Annotated in this window: 15 protein-coding genes; 10 read left to right on the top strand and 5 right to left on the bottom strand. The window is 48.3% G+C overall.

Annotated features, from left to right (window positions below):
* Window positions 1-28 precede the first annotated feature (28 nt).
* The 8 genes from HMPREF3091_RS16005 (at window position 29) to HMPREF3091_RS16040 (ending at window position 9817) form a co-directional block, all read left to right on the top strand.
* The gene (locus tag HMPREF3091_RS16005) at window positions 29-1372 is read left to right on the top strand and encodes a replication-associated recombination protein A (RefSeq protein ID WP_004095798.1); all 1344 of its coding nucleotides are present in this window, start codon (window positions 29-31) and stop codon (window positions 1370-1372) included.
* A gap of 108 nt (window positions 1373-1480) precedes the next feature.
* Window positions 1481-2773: a serine--tRNA ligase gene (gene serS / locus HMPREF3091_RS16010; RefSeq protein WP_004095796.1), complete on the top strand. Its 1293-nt coding sequence runs from the start codon at window positions 1481-1483 to the stop codon at window positions 2771-2773.
* Window positions 2774-3311: 538 nt separating this feature from the next.
* Complete coding sequence (gene dmsA / locus HMPREF3091_RS16015) at window positions 3312-5756, top strand: dimethylsulfoxide reductase subunit A (protein ID WP_070717021.1); 2445 nt, start codon at window positions 3312-3314, stop codon at window positions 5754-5756.
* Between the two features lie 10 nt (window positions 5757-5766).
* Window positions 5767-6384, top strand: a complete 618-nt coding sequence (locus HMPREF3091_RS16020; RefSeq protein WP_008812995.1) for a DMSO/selenate family reductase complex B subunit — start codon at window positions 5767-5769, stop codon at window positions 6382-6384.
* A gap of 1 nt (window position 6385) precedes the next feature.
* Window positions 6386-7246, top strand: a complete 861-nt coding sequence (locus tag HMPREF3091_RS16025) for a dimethyl sulfoxide reductase anchor subunit family protein (protein WP_070717025.1) — start codon at window positions 6386-6388, stop codon at window positions 7244-7246.
* Between the two features lie 113 nt (window positions 7247-7359).
* Window positions 7360-7974, top strand: a complete 615-nt coding sequence (gene dmsD, locus HMPREF3091_RS16030) for a Tat proofreading chaperone DmsD (RefSeq protein ID WP_070717028.1) — start codon at window positions 7360-7362, stop codon at window positions 7972-7974.
* Window positions 7974-8561, top strand: coding sequence for a 4Fe-4S dicluster domain-containing protein (locus HMPREF3091_RS16035; protein ID WP_070717029.1), 588 nt, complete (start codon window positions 7974-7976; stop codon window positions 8559-8561). The genes dmsD and HMPREF3091_RS16035 overlap by 1 nt, the downstream gene beginning before the upstream one ends.
* 116 nt (window positions 8562-8677) lie before the next feature.
* Window positions 8678-9817 (top strand): MFS transporter, encoded by a 1140-nt coding sequence (locus HMPREF3091_RS16040; protein ID WP_035504045.1) that lies wholly within the window; start codon window positions 8678-8680, stop codon window positions 9815-9817.
* A 71-nt stretch (window positions 9818-9888) separates the two neighbouring features.
* On the opposite strand, the gene HMPREF3091_RS16045 is transcribed toward HMPREF3091_RS16040, so the two are convergent.
* From HMPREF3091_RS16045 to ycaO, 5 genes are all read right to left on the bottom strand, one after another.
* The gene (locus HMPREF3091_RS16045; RefSeq protein ID WP_035504043.1) at window positions 9889-10344 is read right to left on the bottom strand and encodes a PTS sugar transporter subunit IIA; all 456 of its coding nucleotides are present in this window, start codon (window positions 10342-10344) and stop codon (window positions 9889-9891) included.
* Window positions 10345-11014: 670 nt separating this feature from the next.
* On the bottom strand, window positions 11015-11755 hold the full coding sequence (gene pflA, locus HMPREF3091_RS16050; protein WP_008813001.1) for a pyruvate formate lyase 1-activating protein: 741 nt from the start codon (window positions 11753-11755) through the stop codon (window positions 11015-11017).
* Between the two features lie 285 nt (window positions 11756-12040).
* A complete protein-coding gene (pflB, locus tag HMPREF3091_RS16055) occupies window positions 12041-14323 on the bottom strand; it encodes a formate C-acetyltransferase (RefSeq protein WP_004095771.1) in 2283 nt (760 codons plus the stop codon).
* Between the two features lie 62 nt (window positions 14324-14385).
* A complete protein-coding gene (focA, locus tag HMPREF3091_RS16060) occupies window positions 14386-15243 on the bottom strand; it encodes a formate transporter FocA (RefSeq protein ID WP_004095770.1) in 858 nt (285 codons plus the stop codon).
* A gap of 543 nt (window positions 15244-15786) precedes the next feature.
* Window positions 15787-17547, bottom strand: coding sequence for a 30S ribosomal protein S12 methylthiotransferase accessory factor YcaO (gene ycaO / locus HMPREF3091_RS16065; RefSeq protein WP_070717190.1), 1761 nt, complete (start codon window positions 17545-17547; stop codon window positions 15787-15789).
* Between the two features lie 144 nt (window positions 17548-17691).
* Here ycaO and ansB point away from each other — a divergent pair, with 144 nt between their 5' ends.
* Both ansB and HMPREF3091_RS16075 read left to right on the top strand, forming a co-directional pair.
* Window positions 17692-18738, top strand: a complete 1047-nt coding sequence (gene ansB, locus HMPREF3091_RS16070) for an L-asparaginase 2 (protein ID WP_004095766.1) — start codon at window positions 17692-17694, stop codon at window positions 18736-18738.
* 94 nt (window positions 18739-18832) lie between these two features.
* Window positions 18833-19525, top strand: a complete 693-nt coding sequence (locus HMPREF3091_RS16075) for a DUF421 domain-containing protein (RefSeq protein ID WP_070717032.1) — start codon at window positions 18833-18835, stop codon at window positions 19523-19525.
* Window positions 19526-19586 lie beyond the last annotated feature (61 nt).

Below are 19586 nucleotides of genomic sequence, written 5' to 3' on the forward strand. Positions count from 1 at the left end.
TTTTAAAAATACTGAATGGGAAAATCCAGTGAGTAATCTGTCCCTCGACTTCTCGCAGAACGAGTTTCAACCACTGGCCGCGCGTATGCGGCCAGAAACATTGAAGCAGTATATCGGACAGCGCCATCTGCTGGCTGTTGGCAAACCGTTGCCGCGAGCCATCGAAGCGGGTCACCTGCATTCAATGATTTTGTGGGGGCCTCCAGGGACAGGTAAAACAACGCTGGCAGAATTGATCGGTCGCTATGGTAATGCTGACGTTGAGCGTATTTCGGCGGTAACGTCCGGTATCAAAGAGATCCGTGAGGCTATCGAGCGTGCTCGGCATAATCGTGATGCTGGCCGCCGCACTATTCTGTTTGTCGATGAAGTTCACCGTTTTAACAAAAGTCAGCAGGATGCGTTCCTGCCTCATATCGAAGATGGCACCATCACCTTCATCGGCGCTACGACTGAAAATCCTTCTTTTGAGTTGAACTCGGCGCTGCTCTCACGTGCCCGTGTTTATTTGCTTAAGGCGCTGACCAGCGACGATATTATCGAAGTGCTTAATCAGGCGATGGCCGACAAAGAGCGTGGTTACGGCGGACAAAATATTGTTCTGCCAGATGACACTCGCAATATGATTGCCGAGCTGGTCGGCGGGGATGCCCGCCGTGCGCTAAACACGTTGGAAATGATGGCCGATATGGCAGAAGTTGATGCCAGCGGTAATCGTGTATTAACGCCGAATCTTCTGAAAGAAGTGTCAGGTGAGCGCAGTGCTCGCTTTGATAATAAAGGTGACCGTTTTTATGATTTGATTTCGGCGCTGCATAAATCGGTACGAGGTTCCTCACCGGATGCGGCGCTCTATTGGTATGCCCGCATTATTACTGCCGGTGGTGATCCGCTGTATGTGGCTCGACGCCTGCTGGCAATTGCTTCCGAAGATGTCGGCAATGCCGATCCGCGCGGTATGCAGGTGGCCATTTCCGCATGGGATTGTTTTACCCGCGTAGGGCCAGCCGAAGGCGAACGGGCGATTGCGCAGGCCATTGTCTATTTAGCCTGTGCACCGAAAAGTAACGCAGTTTATACCGCGTTCAAAGCCGCTTTGCATGATGCGAAAGAGCGTCCTGATTACGACGTCCCCGATCATTTGCGCAATGCACCGACCAAGCTGATGAAGGAAATGGGGCTGGGGGCAGAGTATCGTTACGCTCATGATGAGACTAATGCCTATGCCGCCGGTGAAGTCTACTTCCCACCTGAAATGTCACAAACCCGATATTATGTGCCCACTAACCGTGGTTTAGAGGGCAAAATTGGTGAAAAACTGGCATGGTTGGCTGAGCAGGATCAAAATAGCCCGACAAAACGCTACCGCTAATTTTCCCATTGCGGTAAGGTTAACCCTGATAAAATACGCTTTACATTGAGCGTCTTGTGCTCAATGTATTGCTCATTAAAACTCCCTCAATATAATCACAGGATTAGCATGCTAGATCCCAATCTACTGCGTAATGAGCTAGACGCAGTCGCCGAAAAGCTGGCTCGTCGAGGCTTTAAACTGGATGTTGACACTCTGCGTCAGCAGGAAGAACGCCGCAAAGTGCTGCAAGTTGAAACTGAAAGCCTGCAAGCAGAGCGTAACTCGCGATCCAAATCCATCGGTGCGGCTAAAGCGCGTGGCGAAGATATTGAACCACTGCGTCTTGAAGTCAACGAATTGGGCGAAAAGTTGGATGCGGCTAAGTCTGAGCTGGATCAGTTGTTAAACGATATTCGCGATCTGGCGTTGTCTATTCCTAATATGCCAGATGATTCTGTGCCGGTAGGTAGAGACGAAAACGACAATGTGGAAGTGAGCCGCTGGGGCGAGCCTCGTACTTATGATTTCGAAGTCCGCGACCATGTAACGCTGGGCGAAATGACTGGCGGGCTAGACTTTGCTGCCGCAGTTAAACTAACCGGCGCGCGCTTTGTTGTCATGAAAGGCCAAATCGCACGTATGCACCGCGCGTTAGCACAGTTCATGCTCGATCTGCACACCGAGCAGCACGGATATCTGGAAACCTATGTTCCGTATCTGGTAAACCACGATACTCTGTATGGTACTGGTCAGTTGCCAAAATTCGGGGGCGACTTGTTCCACACGCGTCCACTGGAAGAAGAAGCGGATTCCAGCACCTATGCGCTGATCCCAACGGCTGAAGTTCCGGTCACTAACTTGGTGCGCGGCGAAATTCTGGAAGAAGAATCCCTGCCGCTGAAAATGACCGCCCATACGCCATGCTTCCGTTCAGAAGCCGGTTCTTATGGTCGTGATACTCGCGGTCTGATCCGTATGCACCAGTTTGATAAAGTTGAGTTGGTTCAGATCGTTCGTCCAGAAGATTCCATGGATGCGCTGGAAGAATTGACCGGTCATGCTGAAAAAGTGCTGCAGCTGCTGAACTTGCCATACCGTAAAGTGTTGCTGTGTACGGGCGATATGGGCTTTGGCTCAAGCAAAACCTACGATCTGGAAGTTTGGGTTCCTGCTCAGAACACTTACCGCGAAATCTCTTCATGCTCAAACATGTGGGATTTCCAAGCGCGTCGTATGCAGGCTCGTTGCCGTAACAAAACCGACAAAAAACCACGTTTGGTGCATACACTGAATGGTTCTGGTCTGGCTGTTGGTCGTACGCTGGTTGCTGTACTGGAAAACTATCAGCAAGCTGATGGCCGTATTCAGGTGCCAGAAGTTCTGCGTCCATACATGAACGGCTTAGAATATATCGGTTAATCTCGAATATGTTTGTAAAAGCGCCTACGGGCGCTTTTTTTGTAAAGTAAATAACTCCGGCTTTATTCTGTTTATTCAATTCACGCTTCTTTCAAACCACTTCTGTTAGTCATATTTATTCCATTTCAATATCGCGAGAATTATTGTTTGGGCAATCTATTGGCCTCTTTACCTAATCTACGATAATTGCTAATTGATTTGCATTCTCAAACGTAAGTTTATGATTTTGAAAAGCTGTTAATTGCATCACATAAACCACCCGTGCCTGCGTTCTACGAATGTTTATTGACATCAAACAATATGACTTACTCCCAAAGAAGTATTATCCAATTGAGAAAGTGGATACGGATATTTGCTCAATTTCATTCCAATTAATTGCGAGTTTATGTTTTATCGGGCGCAGTGAGCGCGCTTGAAACAGCAAATTACGTGATACCTCCACTTTCCGTTTTACTGACTAATAAAAAAACGCATAGACGTTCGTCAGAAAATTTTCAGTCATATTTTTTGTTTTGAAAGCAAACTGAGTGGGTATTGTATGAAAAATACGAAAGAGACAGGCTTATTGTCTACGCAGGTGAGCCGCCGCAAGCTGGTTAAATCCAGCGCTATCGGCGGTTTAGTTGCGGCGAGCGGTGGATTATCTCTGCCGTTTGCCCGTAAGGCAGCAGCTCAGTCAAGCACAACATCTTTGGGAAAAGATGAAAAAGTTATCTGGAGTGCATGTACCGTAAACTGTGGCAGCCGCTGCCCGTTACGCATGCACGTTGTTGATGGCGAAATTAAATATGTCGAAACCGATAACACCGGCGACGACAATTATGAGGGTTTGCATCAGGTTCGCGCCTGCTTGCGTGGGCGTTCTATGCGTCGCCGCGTTTATAACGCCGACCGTCTGAAATATCCCATGAAGCGCGTTGGTGCGCGTGGTGAAGGCAAATTCAAACCCATAAGCTGGGAAGAAGCCTTCGATACCATTGCGGCCAGCATGCAGCACATCATTAAAGACTATGGTAATGAAGCTATCTATCTGAACTATGGCACCGGCACGCTGGGCGGTACGATGACTCGCTCTTGGCCTCCGGGTTCTACTCTAATTGCTCGCCTAATGAATTGCTGTGGCGGCTATCTGAATCATTATGGCGATTACAGTACGGCGCAAATTGCTGAAGGGTTGAATTACACCTACGGCGGTTGGGCCGATGGGAATAGTCCGTCAGATATCGAAAATAGTAAATTAGTGGTTCTATTTGGTAATAACCCAGGTGAAACGCGTATGAGCGGTGGCGGGGTGACCTACTATCTGGAGCAGGCTCGGCAGAAATCAAATGCCCGCATGATCATTATCGATCCGCGCTATACCGATACAGGCGCTGGACGTGAGGATGAATGGGTTCCTATTCGTCCAGGTACTGACGCGGCATTAGCCTCTGCCTTAGCACATGTGATGATCACCGAGGATTTGGTCGATCAGGCATTCCTTGATAAATACTGTGTTGGTTATGATGAAAAAACCATGCCAGCAGGGGCGCCAGCCAATGGCCACTATAAAGCCTACATTTTAGGCCAAGGAGCTGATGGTGTAGCCAAAACGCCAGAGTGGGCGGCGGCGATTACTGGTATTCCGGCGGATAAAATTATCAAGCTGGGCCGTGAGATTGGTGCGGCTAAACCCGCTTATATTTCTCAAGGCTGGGGGCCACAGCGCCATTCAAACGGTGAGTTGGCTTCGCGCGCAATTTCTATGTTGGCGATTTTAACTGGCAACGTGGGTATTCACGGCGGCAATAGCGGTGCACGTGAAGGATCGTATTCTCTCGACTTTGTTCGCATGCCAACCTTGGAAAATCCGGTTAAAACCAGTATTTCCATGTTCATGTGGACGGACGCAATTGTACGTGGCCCAGAAATGACGGCAACGCGAGATGGGGTGCGCGGTAAAGATAAGCTGGATGTGCCAATCAAGATGATTTGGAACTATGCAGGTAACTGCTTGGTGAACCAGCATTCTGAGATCAACCGTACGCATGACATTCTGCAAGATGATAAAAAGTGCGAAATGATTGTGGTCATCGATAACCATATGACCGCTTCGGCTAAATACGCCGACATCTTGCTGCCTGACTGTACTGCGTCTGAACAAATGGACTTCTGCTTGGATGCTTCGGCGGGCAACATGTCTTACGTTATTTTTGCCGATCAGGTCATCAAGCCTCGTTTCGAATGCAAGAATATCTACGAAATGACCAGTGAGTTAGCGAAGCGCATGGGCGTGGAAGCTCAATTTACCGAAGGCCGTACTCAGGAAGAGTGGCTACGCCATCTGTATCAACAGTCTCAGCAAGCGATGCCAGGGCTGCCGTCGTTTGACGATTTCCGTCAGCAAGGGATTTACAAGCAGCGCGATCCCGAAGGTCATCACGTCGCTTACAAGGCGTTTCGCGAGGATCCGGTGGCTAATCCACTGACGACCCCATCGGGCAAAATAGAAATCTACTCAACGCAGCTTGCTGAAAAAGCCGCCACGTGGGAATTGGCTAAAGGCGATGTCATTGACCCTCTGCCGATTTACAGCGCTGGTTTTGAAGGCTATGACGATCCGCTCGTTGAAAAATTCCCCCTGCAGTTGACGGGGTTCCACTATAAGGCGCGGACCCACTCTACCTATGGCAACGTCGACGTATTGAAAGCAGCTTGCCGTCAGGAGATGTGGATTAACCCGATAGATGCGAAGCAACGCGGCATTGCCAACGGCGATATCGTGCGTATTTTCAACCAGCGCGGCGAAGTTCGTATTAATGCCAAAGTGACCCCTCGAATGATGCCGGGTGTTGTCGCTCTGGGTGAAGGCGCATGGTACAGCCCGGATGCAAATCGAGTCGATCACGCAGGGTCGATAAACGTGCTCACCACGCAGCGTCCGTCGCCATTGGCGAAAGGCAACCCGTCTCATTCGAATCTTGTTCAAGTCACCAAGGCATAAGGAGTAGCTGATGACAACGCAATACGGCTTTTATATCGACTCTAGTCGTTGCACCGGCTGCAAAACCTGCGAGCTGGCCTGCAAAGATTTTAAAAATCTGACGCCAGACGTTAGCTTCCGCCGCATTTATGAATATGCGGGTGGTGACTGGCAGGAAGACAACGGTGTGTATCACCAAAATGTGTTTGCCTATTATCTGTCCATTTCGTGTAACCACTGTAGCGATCCGGCCTGTACCAAAGTGTGTCCGAGTGGCGCGATGCACAAACGAGAGGATGGCTTTGTGGTCGTCAATGAAGAAGTTTGCATTGGCTGTCGCTATTGCCACATGGCTTGCCCGTATGGCGCTCCTCAGTACAACGAGGAAAAAGGGCACATGACCAAGTGTGATGGCTGCTACGAGCGTGTGGCAGAAGGTAAGAAACCCATCTGCGTTGAGTCTTGCCCACTGCGCGCGCTTGATTTAGCTCCGATTGAAGAGCTACGTGCCAAATATGGTGACCTAGCAGAGGTGGCACCGCTGCCTGCGGCGCACTTCACTAAGCCAAACATCGTATTAAAACCTAATGCCAACAGTCGTCCGGTCGGAGATACAACCGGTTATCTGGCAAATCCGAAGGAGGTCTGAGATGGGTATGGGATGGCATGAATGGCCGTTGATGATTTTCACGGTTTTAGGACAGTGCGTGGTTGGCGCCTTTATTGTCATGGCTCTAGCCTTGATAGCCGGTCGTTTGGATGAGGTGCTCACGCGACGAGTGCACGTCAGCATGTTCTTTCTTTGGGTGCTCATGGGTATTGCCTTTATTGCTTCGGTAATGCACTTAGGCTCTCCGATGCGAGCGTTTAATTCGCTCAACCGTATCGGCGAGTCGGCCCTGAGTAACGAGATTGCCAGCGGTTCGGTATTCTTTGCAGCGGGGGGGATTTATTGGCTTCTCGCGATGCTAAACAAAATGCCTGCGGCATTAGGCAAAGTTTGGCTAGCGATCGCCATGGTTTTGGGATTGTTGTTTGTCTATGCCATGTGCCGTGTATACCAGATCGATACCGTTCCCACTTGGCATAATGGTTACACCACGCTGGGCTTTGTGTTGACGATGCTGATCGGTGGACCTTTGCTGGGCTTTTTATTGCTACGTGCGGCGGGCGTTTTGGGTTGCAGCATGCGACTACTGCCCGTTATCAGCGTGTTAGCCGTATTGGTGAGCGTTGCCGCGGTTGCGATGCAAGGCTTTGGCCTCGCTGAGATCCACAGCTCAGTACAACAGGCATCAGCGTTAATCCCAGCGTTTGGCACTTTGCTGGCATGGCGTTTAGCGCTGCTTGTCTTAGGGCTTGGATGCTGGATCTGCCCAATGATTAAGGGTAAAACGCCGTCGGTTGCATGGCTGGTGATTGGTTTTGCGCTGGTGGTTGCGGGTGAATTGATCGGGCGCGGTATGTTCTACGGTCTGCACATGACCGTTGGCATGGCTGTTGCCGGTTAGCGCCTTGATGTATTGATGATAATATCGGTGGAGCTCACTTCAGAGCTCCACGCTTTAGCGAATTCAAGCTCATCGTCTCATCCATTTTGCACTAAAACTGATTTGGTATTTTCATGTTACAACCTCAACAGCTTCAAGATATTGCAATTTCAGCACGTTCATTAGGTGCTCTGTTTTATTATTCTCCTGAAAGTGAAGTCTGTGCGCCATTGGTAGACATTCTGACTTCGTCGGAGTGGATCAGCGAATGGCCTTATGGCTCGACGCAACAGCTTGAACAATGTGCGGCAAAATTTGCTGCTATGACCGATGAATCGCTAACTGATGCTCATCAGCGCTTGTTTATTGGGCCCTATGCGCTACCGGCTCCTCCGTGGGGTTCTGTGTATCTGGATAAAGAGAGCGTGCTTTTTGGTGACTCGACGCTGGCACTGCGCCAATGGATGCGTGAGCATCACATTGAAGGGCAGATAGGGCAGAAAGAACCCGAAGATCACTTTGGTTTGATGCTCATGATGGCCGCATGGCTAGCAGAATCGCAGCCTCAGGCGCTGAGCGATTTTCTGTCCGTGCATCTTTTACCGTGGAGTACTCGTTATTTAACCTTGATGATGCAAGACGCACGGCACCCGTTCTATCAAGGTTTGTCCGAATTAGCGCTGTTGACGCTAGCCAACTGGCAGCAGCAGTTAGCCATTGCTTCTGCTGAACGTGAGCTTTACCGCTAATGAGCGAGCAAAAAGATCAAGACTACTATCGTGCTTGGATGTCGCACCACATCGTGAGTCGCCGTGGTCTTTTTCGCGGGCTGCTTGGCGCTGGAAAGCGAGCGCAGCAGCAGGTTGAATTAGAATCCGTGCGCCGAGCGATAGGACGCCCGCCACAGGCCGTGGCGGAGCGTCTTTTTCTTGCTTTGTGCACCGCTTGTGGGGACTGCATCACAGCGTGTCCATACGGTCTCATCGAAATCAAAGACGGAGCAGCAGCGCTCCAAATTGATTTTTCAGCTTGTGATACGGCTAAATGCAATGCCTGCACGGCATCTTGCAAAACGGGGGCGCTTTCTCCACTTATTCTTTCAGATACTGCCTTAAGGCCTCTATTTGCGAAAGGTTGTATTGGACGTGGCAATAACGATTGTCGGCTATGTGAGCGAGCTTGTTCATCCAACGCAATTTACTTTGACGATAATGCCCAACCAGCGTTTACTGAAACCCGCTGCGACGGCTGTGGGCAATGCAAAACGGCCTGTTATCATGGACATATTTCACTGGTGGCAGGAAGTCCAAAATTAGCCAGTTTGTCAGAAAGATAAATTTTTTTAGCAGCGTATTAACAAATCGTGCTATGCCTAATCTATAGTCGATTGACTTTTAATTCACCAGTGGCATGATGCGCCCACTTCTCAATGCTGTTCGGTTCGAAATTCACATGTCTTCATATTCTCGCCCAGTGCTTTTATTGCTCTGTGGACTTTTGCTGCTGACCGTTGCTATGGCGGTTTTAAATACTTTGGTTCCATTGTGGCTGAGCCATGAGCAACTTCCTACTTGGCAAGTCGGGTTGGTGAGTTCTTCCTATTTTATGGGGAATTTGGTGGGGACATTGGTGGCAGGTACCGCCATCATGCATTCGGGTTTTAACCGCAGCTACCATTACGCCTGTGCCATATTTGCACTTTCAACGGCGGCGCTGAGTTTTTCTACTGATATTTGGAGCTGGCTGGCGCTGCGTTTCTTGGCTGGCGTTGGCTGTGCGATGGTATGGGTGGTGGTTGAAAGCGCGTTACTGCGTAGTGGAACCAATGCTAACCGTGGGCAGCTGCTAGCTGCTTATATGACCGTTTACTATTTAGGTATGGTGTTTGGGCAGTTAATGCTTGGGGTTGTGCCTACCGCCGTGATGCAAGTTTTGCCTTGGGCAACATCGTTGATGGTGTTGGCGATGATGCCACTCGCTTTTGCTCGCTTTGCGCGTCCGGAAACCCATACTTCAGTACCGATGTGGGTCATGCTTCGCCGCCGTAGTGCGCGGCTGGGGATCCATGGCTGCGTTATTTCAGGCGCGGTGTTAGGCTCACTCTATGGATTGCTGCCTCTTTATCTGGCTCATAAAGGTATGAGTGATGCTAACGTTGGTATGTGGATGGCGTTGCTGGTGAGTGCTGGGATTATGGGACAGTGGCCGATCGGACGTTTGGCCGATCGTTTTGGTCGCATCGCGGTTCTTCGCGTGCAGGTGAGCGTGGTTATTCTCGGCTGTATGGCGATGTTGGGCAACTATGGCGTGGTGCCTGCGCTCTTTACGCTAGGATGTGCCGGTTTTACGCTCTATCCAGTGGCAATGTCGTGGGCATGCGAAACAGCGGCGTCCCATGAATTAGTTGCCATGAATCAGGCTTTGCTAATGAGTTATACCGTGGGCAGTCTGGCGGGGCCGGCAACTGTCGCTGCGTTGATGCAGCAATATTCCGACGATGTGCTTTTCGTCATGATTGCCGGTATTGCACTGGTTTATTTGTTGATGCTGATGAAGAAAACCGATCATCACCATGCGTTACCTGCAGCATAAATATTCTCATTTTCCTGACATAAAAAAACGCCCGAATGGGCGTTTTTTGTATCTGTATTCCAAGACGGCAATTAGTGCATGCGGCTTCCGGCCTGAATGCGCGAGCCCAGCATATTTTGGCTGGTTGCCTGCATCAAGTGCTCACGGCAGTTATTCATTTCAAGCCAGCCTTCGATTTGTTGATGAAGGCTATTCAGTTCGGCCTGTGTTCCAGCCGACAGCACGATAATCAGGCTAACTTCACTGCCATTTTGCAGCACTACCGGTTTATCACACTTAAGCACTGATGCTTCTCCACGTTTACTGATAACCCCCTGTTCAGGTTGGGCAAAGACCAGTAATACACCTTCGCTTACCACGAAGTCCTGTTTATCCTGCTTGAGTGCATCGATGATATGCAGCGGGTAGCTTGCATTCACCTTGCTTTCGCTAATCAGCGGTTGGCAGGCTAAATGGATCGCGTGGCGCCAGCTCAGTGGCTGGTGGCAGAACTGCCAGCGTTGGTCGAGAATTGCATCAATTGACATAAAACCTCCGGTAACATTGCACCTGTAAATGGGGCGCCTGAAAAAATAAATATACCTGTCATACTTAAACTGTATGCGTATCAGCATGGTTTGCTCACTCTAGTGACATGATTCTCTATGCGACTAGGGGCAAACTTGCCACTTTCATACAACTCGAATTTCTAGGTATAAAGGCTATCCATAGTGTTTATTTAATTCATCCACCTCTGGTGTTTGCAGCAATGTGCAGGCACAAGTCAGTATGAAAAAAAGTATTTACAGCACCGCAATAGATTGAATTTAAAGACCTCTCTTTAAGACCTATATTCTGCGGGTGTATGGGCAGTGTATCGGTGCCAATCAGGGAAGTCACTGCTTAGAAGAAAGTCTAATAATCCACCCCATCTCATCACATTACTTAAATTCTCTTGGGAATATTAGCCAAATAATTCAAACCAGCGTGATTAGATCGGAATAAAACACTAAATGTTAGTTACTCATGCAAAGCGATTTTTAAAGCGTTTTTAGCGATATAAATTGGTTTTATATTCAGAGTGGTGAGAGGGTAATAATAACAATTATCAATAAGGAGGCGTTGAGCAGTAAAAACAGGCGGGGAAGGATGAAATAGTATCGAACTTGATAATTAAGCGGGCTGACGAAATAAATGTCAGCCCACAAGCTTTAATGATCAATACATCACTTTATGACCATAGCTTTCGAGAATGTTTTTTACACGTTCCATCGTTTCATGAGAAGGCGGTTTTACGCCACCGAGTTTGTACTCTTCACCCATGGCTTCCCATTTGTGCTTGCCTAGCTCATGGTAAGGTAGAAGCTCGATTTTCTCGACGTTAGTCATATCCTTCGTGAAGTCACCCAGTAGGTGGGCAGAAGCATCATCATCTGACCAACCAGGAACAACAACATAACGAATCCACGTTTTCTGGTTACGTTTTGCCAGATAGCGGGCAAACTCCAACGTGCGATGGTTAGATACGCCGACGAGATTCTGATGGATGTCATCGTTCATCTGCTTAAGGTCGAGCATAACCAAGTCTGTAACATCTAACAGCTCATCAATGACCGGATCATAACGACGAACAAAACCGTTGGTATCGAGACAGGTGTGGATACCTTCCTCTTTACATGCACGGAACCAGTCACGCACAAATTCCGCCTGCAGAATGGCTTCGCCACCAGATGCGGTAACGCCGCCGCCGGAGGCATTCATAAAGTGGCGATAGGTCACGACATCTTTCATTAAATCTTCAACGGTGATTTCAGTACCACCGTGGGTATCCCATGTATCACGGTTATGACAATACAGGCAGCGCATCAGGCAGCCTTGGAAGAATGTGATAAAGCGGATACCTGGGCCATCTACGGTACCGCAGGATTCAAAAGAGTGGATGCGACCTTTGAGTGACATTGCGGGGTTTTCTCCAAAATTGACTGATTAATAGCAGTCTAAAAAGGCAATGATATACACCATAGAGGTTCATATCTTGCTGATAACTGTTTTGCCTGATGTCCATCGGCAAAGAAATACTCTGAGTATTGGTCGAGTTGTTGCTGAGAGCAATCCGGCAAAACAGTCAAATCATGTCATTTTTATCACGGACGAGCATACTCGGCACGCCATTGTCTCACATTTACTAAAAAGGCCCCACCGAAGTGGAGCCTTTATTTTATGCCATTTTAAGCGGGCAGGGAATTACATGGACTGTGTGAAAGTACGTGTAATAACGTCCTGCTGCTGTTCTTTGGTCAAAGAGTTGAAGCGTACAGCGTAGCCAGATACACGGATGGTCAGCTGAGGATATTTCTCAGGGTTTTCCATCGCGTCTAACAGCATTTCGCGGTTCATAACGTTAACGTTCAGGTGTTGACCACCTTCGATGCTAGCTTCATGGTGGAAGTAACCATCCATCAGGCCAGCCAAGTTAGCTTTACGAACTTCGTCGTCTTTACCCAGAGCATTAGGAACGATAGAGAAGGTATAAGAAATACCATCTTTAGCGTAAGCAAACGGCAGTTTAGCAACGGAAGTCAGAGAGGCAACAGCACCTTTCTGGTCACGGCCGTGCATTGGGTTAGCACCTGGACCGAATGGCGCGCCAGCACGACGACCATCTGGGGTGTTACCCGTTTTCTTACCATAAACCACGTTAGAGGTAATGGTCAGAACAGACTGAGTAGGAACCGCGTTGCGGTAAGTAGTCAGTTTCTGAATTTTCTTCATGAAACGTTCTACCAGGTCACAAGCGATGTCATCGACGCGTGGGTCGTTGTTACCAAACTGCGGGTATTCACCTTCAACGTCGAAGTCAACAGCCAGGCCATCTTCGTCACGAATAGTGGTTACTTTTGCATATTTGATTGCAGACAGGGAGTCAGCAGCAACAGACAGACCTGCGATACCACATGCCATAGTACGATATACGTCACGGTCATGCAGAGCCATCAGGGATGCTTCGTAGCTGTACTTGTCATGCATGTAATGGATGATGTTCAGCGCAGTGACATACTGCTTAGCCAGCCAGTCCATGAAGTGATCCATACGTTCCATGACTTTGTCATAGTCCAGTACGGTATCCATCATTGGTGCTTCTTTAGGGCCAACCTGCATTTTCAGTTTTTCGTCAACGCCGCCGTTGATTGCGTACAGCATGGTTTTAGCCAAGTTTGCACGAGCACCGAAGAACTGCATTTGTTTACCAACAATCATTGGGCTTACGCAGCAAGCAATTGCGTAGTCATCATTGTTGAAGTCAGGGCGCATCAAGTCATCGTTCTCATACTGTACAGATGAGGTGTCGATAGAAACTTTAGCTGCGAATTTCTTGAACGCCAGAGGCAGTTTTTCAGACCACAGAATGGTCATGTTTGGCTCTGGAGATGGACCCATGGTGTACAGGGTGTTCAGGAAACGGAAGCTGTTTTTGGTAACCAGAGTACGACCATCCAGACCCATACCAGCCAGAGATTCAGTTGCCCAGATTGGGTCACCAGAGAACAGCTCATCGTATTCTGGAGTACGCAGGAAGCGAACCATACGCAGTTTCATAACCAGATGGTCAATCAGTTCCTGAGCTTCTTCTTCAGTCAGTTTGCCTTCTTTCAGGTCACGTTCGATGTAGATATCCAGGAAGCTGGACACACGACCGAAGGACATTGCAGCACCGTTCTGAGATTTAACCGCAGCCAGATAGCCGAAGTAAGTCCACTGTACAGCTTCTTTCGCGTTTTTAGCTGGACCAGAGATATCGCAGCCATATTTGGCAGCCATTTCTTTGATTTGACCCAGAGCGCGATGCTGATCGGCAATTTCTTCACGCAGACGAATAGTCGCTTCCAGATCTTCACCGTTTTCCAGTTTGGTCTGCAGTGATTGGAACTGAGCGTATTTGTCTTTCATCAGGAAGTCGATACCGTAAACGGCAACGCGACGATAGTCACCGATGATACGGCCACGACCATACGCATCAGGCAGACCGGTCAGGACGCCAGATTTACGGCAGTTCAGGATGTCTTTGGTGTAAACGTCAAACACGCCCTGGTTGTGCGTTTTACGGTATTCGGTGAAGATTTTCTTGATCATTGGATCAAGTTCACGACCGTAAACTTTACATGAACCTTCAACCATCTTGATGCCGCCGAACGGAATCAGAGCACGTTTCAGAGGGGCATCAGTTTGCAGACCAACGATTTGTTCCAGGTCTTTGCTGATGTAACCAGCATCATGAGAGGTGATGGTTGCAGCTACGTTGGTATCGAAATCAACCGGAGCATGGGTACGGTTTTCAATTTTGATACCGTCCATGACTTTATCCCACAGGTTGGTCGTCGCTTGAGTAGCGCCAGCCAGGAAGGATTCGTCACCTTCATACGGGGTGTAGTTTTTCTGGATGAAATCACGAACGTTGACTTCATTCTGCCAGTCGCCTTTAGTAAAACCTTCCCATGCGGCTGCTTGTTTTTCATTAAGCTCGGACATTTAACACCTACCTTCTAGTGTGGATTTCTTCGTAAACCCGGCGCTGCGGTAAAAAGCTCTTATTAGTGCTTATCGCCACCGCGCAGATAAATAACCCAGTATGTCAAACCAACCAGTAGACCACCGCCGATGATATTCCCGATCGTGACAGGGATCAGATTATCGATAACGAAGTGGCTAACGGTTAGGTTAGAGAACTGTTCTGGTGCAGCGCCTACGGCTTGCCAAAATTCAGGAGCTGCGAAATTCTTAATTACAATCCCTAATGGGATCATAAACATGTTTGCAATACTGTGTTCAAAACCGCTGGCAACAAACATCGCCACCGGAAGAACCATTGCGAACATTTTGTCCATCAGGCTGCGACCGGAATAACTCATCCAGACAGCCAGACAAACCATCAAGTTAGCGAGGATGCCGAGGCAAACAGCTTCAACAAAAGTATGGTGCAACTTATGATCGGCGGTTTGCAGCACATTAAGACCCCATGCGCCATTGGCTGTCATGTACTCGCCGGCAAACCACATCAGTGCCACAAAGAAAAGCGCACCAATCAGGTTACCTACATAGACATTTAGCCAGTTAAGCCCCAACTGTTTCCAGGTAATGCGGCCACTGGCTTTGGCGACAACAATTAATACGGTTGAAGTGAACAGGTCAGCCCCGCAAACCACAACAAGCATCAGGCCAAGAGAGAAACAGATACCACCAACCAATTTAGCAAAGCCAAATGGAACACCAGCAGTGCCGGTTGTTGCGGTGATGTAGAAAACGAAAGCAATAGAAATGAAGACACCAGCCGTGATCGCTAAATAAAAAGTCTTCAGCGGGTGCTTAGTGGCTTTATAAACGCCAGCATCTTCGGCCACTTTGGCCATTGCTGCTGGTAGTAGTAGATCAAAGGGGTTGTCAGCTTTCACACTAACTCTCTCTTAATATTAATCAGCGCCGAGATACTAACAAAGCAGTATACGGCAAAAATTGATTTGGATCATGATGCGCAGAACTAGCCTACCCAAAATACCCCTAAAAACAGTAAGTTAAATAATAAACTCTTTGAATTCAAAAGGAAAAATATTTTTTAATATTTACACTGTAAGTTGAATCTAGAAGCTAACAGGTCTTATCAAAAGTAAAAAAATCACCTAAGAATTCGATCAAACTGAAGATATTATTTTGCAATGCCAATAATACTCGCACTTATAAATAACAATTTAATTACAAATATCGCCATAATTCGGATAAATCCCCGCTAGCCTAGTCGTTATTTTTCTATGTTTCCCTATATAAAAGACGACAGAGGAAAAACGCAGGCTTATTTTCTCTGCCTCTATAGTAGCTGTTGGGCAAATTTTGCTGTGATGATAAATGCGTTATTGAGGATGAATCGGTCAGTATTGATGAAGATAGCTTGTGAAGATCCCCTGCACCTTATCATGGGCAGGGGAGCGGAAGGGGCAGTGTTATTTAGCCCAGTAACGACGCTTCGCGGCTTGCAACTTTTGATAAGCCTGTAATAGCGCCTGGTGCGCTGGCAGCGCTTTTAGGTCATCGTCTACGGCAGGCAGGCCGTAGAAACGCTCTTCGCCTGCGATAACCGCTGAGGCGGCTTCTAAAGTTTCTGCTCCATACATGCGGCTGAATGCCTGATAGTATTGCGCAGGATCTCGTTCCTCTTCCATGCTCAGTAGCAGCAAGGTTTGCAGGCAACGATAGAAGTTAGCGCGTTCAGGACTGAATACTGAGGCGTTGAAATCTTGGGTCCACTCGGTCCATATCAGCGCCTGCTCCAGATCTCCACCGGCCAGAGCCAGCATGGCTTTCAGTTCGCCAACGCGTAAAGTGTACCAGCCATTGTCTTTGCCTGTCGCGATACCTAGTAGTTCACGCACGCGGGTAAAGTCGTCTAATCCTTCATCATCAAGCTGCTCGATGATTTGCAGATACTCTTCTTTACTGAAATTTGATGCTGGCAGCTGTAGCAGCTGTGTGCGCAGATGTGCGCCCATGCTGTTATTCGCTAACAGGAGGTCTTCAGCAGGGTAAATGTCAGACATGCCCGGTACGATGATGCGACAAGCGTACACGTCGAGGTGCTCGTAGTCGGCGATATAAACTTCTTTATCTTCCTGTTCGAAAATGTTCATCAGAGTGCTGAATTCTTCTTCCGTCGTACCTTTAAACGACCAGTCGGCAAACTCATAATCAGCGTCTTGCTTGAACATATCCCAAGAGATCAAACCGCTTGAATCAATGAAGTGTGTTTCTAGGTTAGCGTGTTCGCCGACTTCTTCGTCATCGAAGGTAGGGGCGGTAAACACATCCAAATCTTTCAGGCTGCGACCCTGCAATAGCTCAGTGACGGTGCGTTCTAACGCGACACCAAAGTCAGGGTGAGCGCCGAAGGAGGCAAAACAGGTACCGTTGGCAGGGTTAAACAGTACAACGCAGATCACCGGATATTTACCGCCCAGTGAGGCATCGTAGGAGAGAATTGGGAAGCCTTCCTGTTCCAGTTTAGCGATGGCTTCGACCACTTCAGGATAACGATTCAGAACCTCAGTCGGAATTTCAGGCAGGCTAATAGATTCGGCGATGATACGATTTTTGACGTAGCGCTCGAAAACTTCCGACAGGCCTTGAACACGTGCTTCATTGCGCGTGTTACCCGCAGACATCCCGTTAGATACGTACAGATTACCAATGATGTTCATTGGGATGTAGACGGTTTGCTGATCGGACTGGCGCGTGAATGGCAGCGCACAAATACCGCGATCGACATTGCCTGATTGCAGATCAATGAGATCTTGCGCGCCAACGTCTCCTTCAGGGTTATAAAACGCATGCAGGCGTTCATCCAGAATACCTTCTGGCAGGCTGTCATCGGTTGGGATAGGGAACCATTTTTCATTCGGGTAATGAACGAAGTCGCCTTCGGCAATTTCGCGTCCAAGGTAGAAATCGGCGAAGAAATAGTTGGTCGACAAGCGCTCAAAGTATTCCCCTAACGCAGAGGCCAGTGCCGCTTTTTTGCTGGCGCCTTTACCGTTGGTAAAGCAAAGCGGGCAATCACGATCGCGGATGTGAACAGACCAAACGTGGGGGACAGGGTTCAGCCAAGAGGCTTCTTCAATATTGAACCCGAGATCGGTCAATTGCTGTTGGAAGCGCGCGATAGAGTCTTCCAATGCGGCATCTTTGCCGGGAATGTAGGTCTGTGTCATTTGAGTCACTTGTTTAGCTGCAAAAAACGGCATGATACGTTTTTTTAGCCTATTCCTCCATGAATTCCATAACCATAGGTAATGTCACATTTTTTTTATGGATATAGAAGATAATTCATGCAGTTATCTAATAGGAGAAATCGAATGAAGTTGGTCAAAGTAAGTTTGCTAGCGCTGTTGGTTTCAGGATTTAGTGGCGCGGCATTTGCGTTGCCAAATATCACCATTTTGGCAACCGGCGGAACCATCGCGGGCGGCGGTGATTCGGCAACAAAATCAAATTATACAGCCGGTAAAGTGGGCGTGGAATCCTTAGTCGATGCCGTACCACAGCTTAAAGATATCGCAAATATCAAAGGCGAGCAGGTGGTTAGCATCGGTTCGCAGGATATGAATGACGATGTTTGGCTAAAACTGGCGAAGAAAATTAACGCGGATTGCAACAAAACCGATGGTTTCGTGATCACGCACGGCACCGATACCATGGAAGAAACCGCCTATTTCCTCGATTTAACCGTCAAATGTGATAAGCCCGTGGTAATGGTGGGGGCGATGCGTCCATCAACGGCCATGAGCGCGGACGGCCCATTCAACCTGTACAATGCGGTTGTCACTGCTGCCGATCCTGCCTCAGCTAAACGTGGCGTATTGGTTGCGATGAACGACACCGTGTTGGATGGCCGTGATGTGACCAAAACCAACACGACGGGTGTACAAACCTTCCAAGCCGTTAACTATGGCCCATTGGGCTATATTCATAATGGCAAAGTCGATTATCAGAGAGCGCCTGAGCGTAAGCACACGACACAAACGCCATTTGATGTCAGCAAACTCACTTCGTTGCCAAAAGTGGGCATCGTTTACAACTATGCCAATGCTTCAGATTTACCTGCGAAAGCGCTACTTGAAGCAGGGTATCAGGGGATCGTCAGTGCCGGTGTAGGTAACGGGAACCTGTACAAGTCTATTTTTGACACCTTGGCGACAGCGGCACACAACGGTGTGGCTGTGGTGCGTTCATCGCGAGTGCCTTCCGGCTCAACCACCGAAGATGCTGAAGTCGATGATGTGAAATATGGCTTTGTTGCCTCTGGAACGTTAAATCCACAAAAAGCACGTGTGCTGCTGCAGTTAGCTTTAACGCAAACTAAAGATCCTAAGCAGATCCAGCAGATGTTTAATCAGTACTAATTCCTATTAAATTAAAAGGGGAGTTTTAAGCTCCCCTTCGTTCTTTTGCCGACTAAGCTGTATTCATACCTCAGGCAAATGGACATCCTTCCCGATGCAATCCTTTGATTTAAAACGTATGGCTTTTGACAAAGCGCCCCCCGACTTCCTTGCAGAAGTGGCGGTGCGATGCTTGTTCACTTTCTTGCTTGTATTTTTATTTCTGAAAATGACTGGGCGGCGTGGCGTTCGGCAGATGTCTCTGTTCGAAGTGATCGTTATTTTAACCCTTGGGTCTGCTGCGGGTGACGTGGCTTTTTATGACGATGTGCCCATGCTGCCGGTATTGACCGTTTTCATCTGTATTATGCTGCTCTATCGCTTATCCACACTGTTGATGTCTAAAAGTGAGAAGATCCAGACATGGATGGAGGGGAAGCCCTTGGTGATTATCAGCGACGGTACGCTGGTTTGGGATACGATCAAACGCGAAAATATCACACATGACGAATTTTTTATGGAGCTCAGGCTAGAAGGTGTTGAGCACTTAGGACAGGTTCGGTTAGCGATACTGGAAGTGAATGGGGCTATTAGCGTCTATTTCTTTGACGAAGAATCGGTGCGCTATGGTCTCCCCGTGTTGCCAAACACCTGTATTACCAAACTCAATAAAATTTGTGAGCCGGGCAAGTACGCCTGTAGCGAGTGCAGCTTGATTGAGCATCAGATGGAAATCAGCCAGCCGACGTGTTCTCGTTGTGGAAACCACTCTTGGGTTAAGGCCCACAATAACAGGCGTGTTAACTAAAAACTGAGTCAAAAAAGAATAAAAATTGCAGGTTACCTCATTGATGCAGAACTTTATTTCT

This window comes from Hafnia sp. HMSC23F03, from assembly GCF_001816025.1.
Lineage (GTDB): Bacteria > Pseudomonadota > Gammaproteobacteria > Enterobacterales > Enterobacteriaceae > Hafnia > Hafnia paralvei.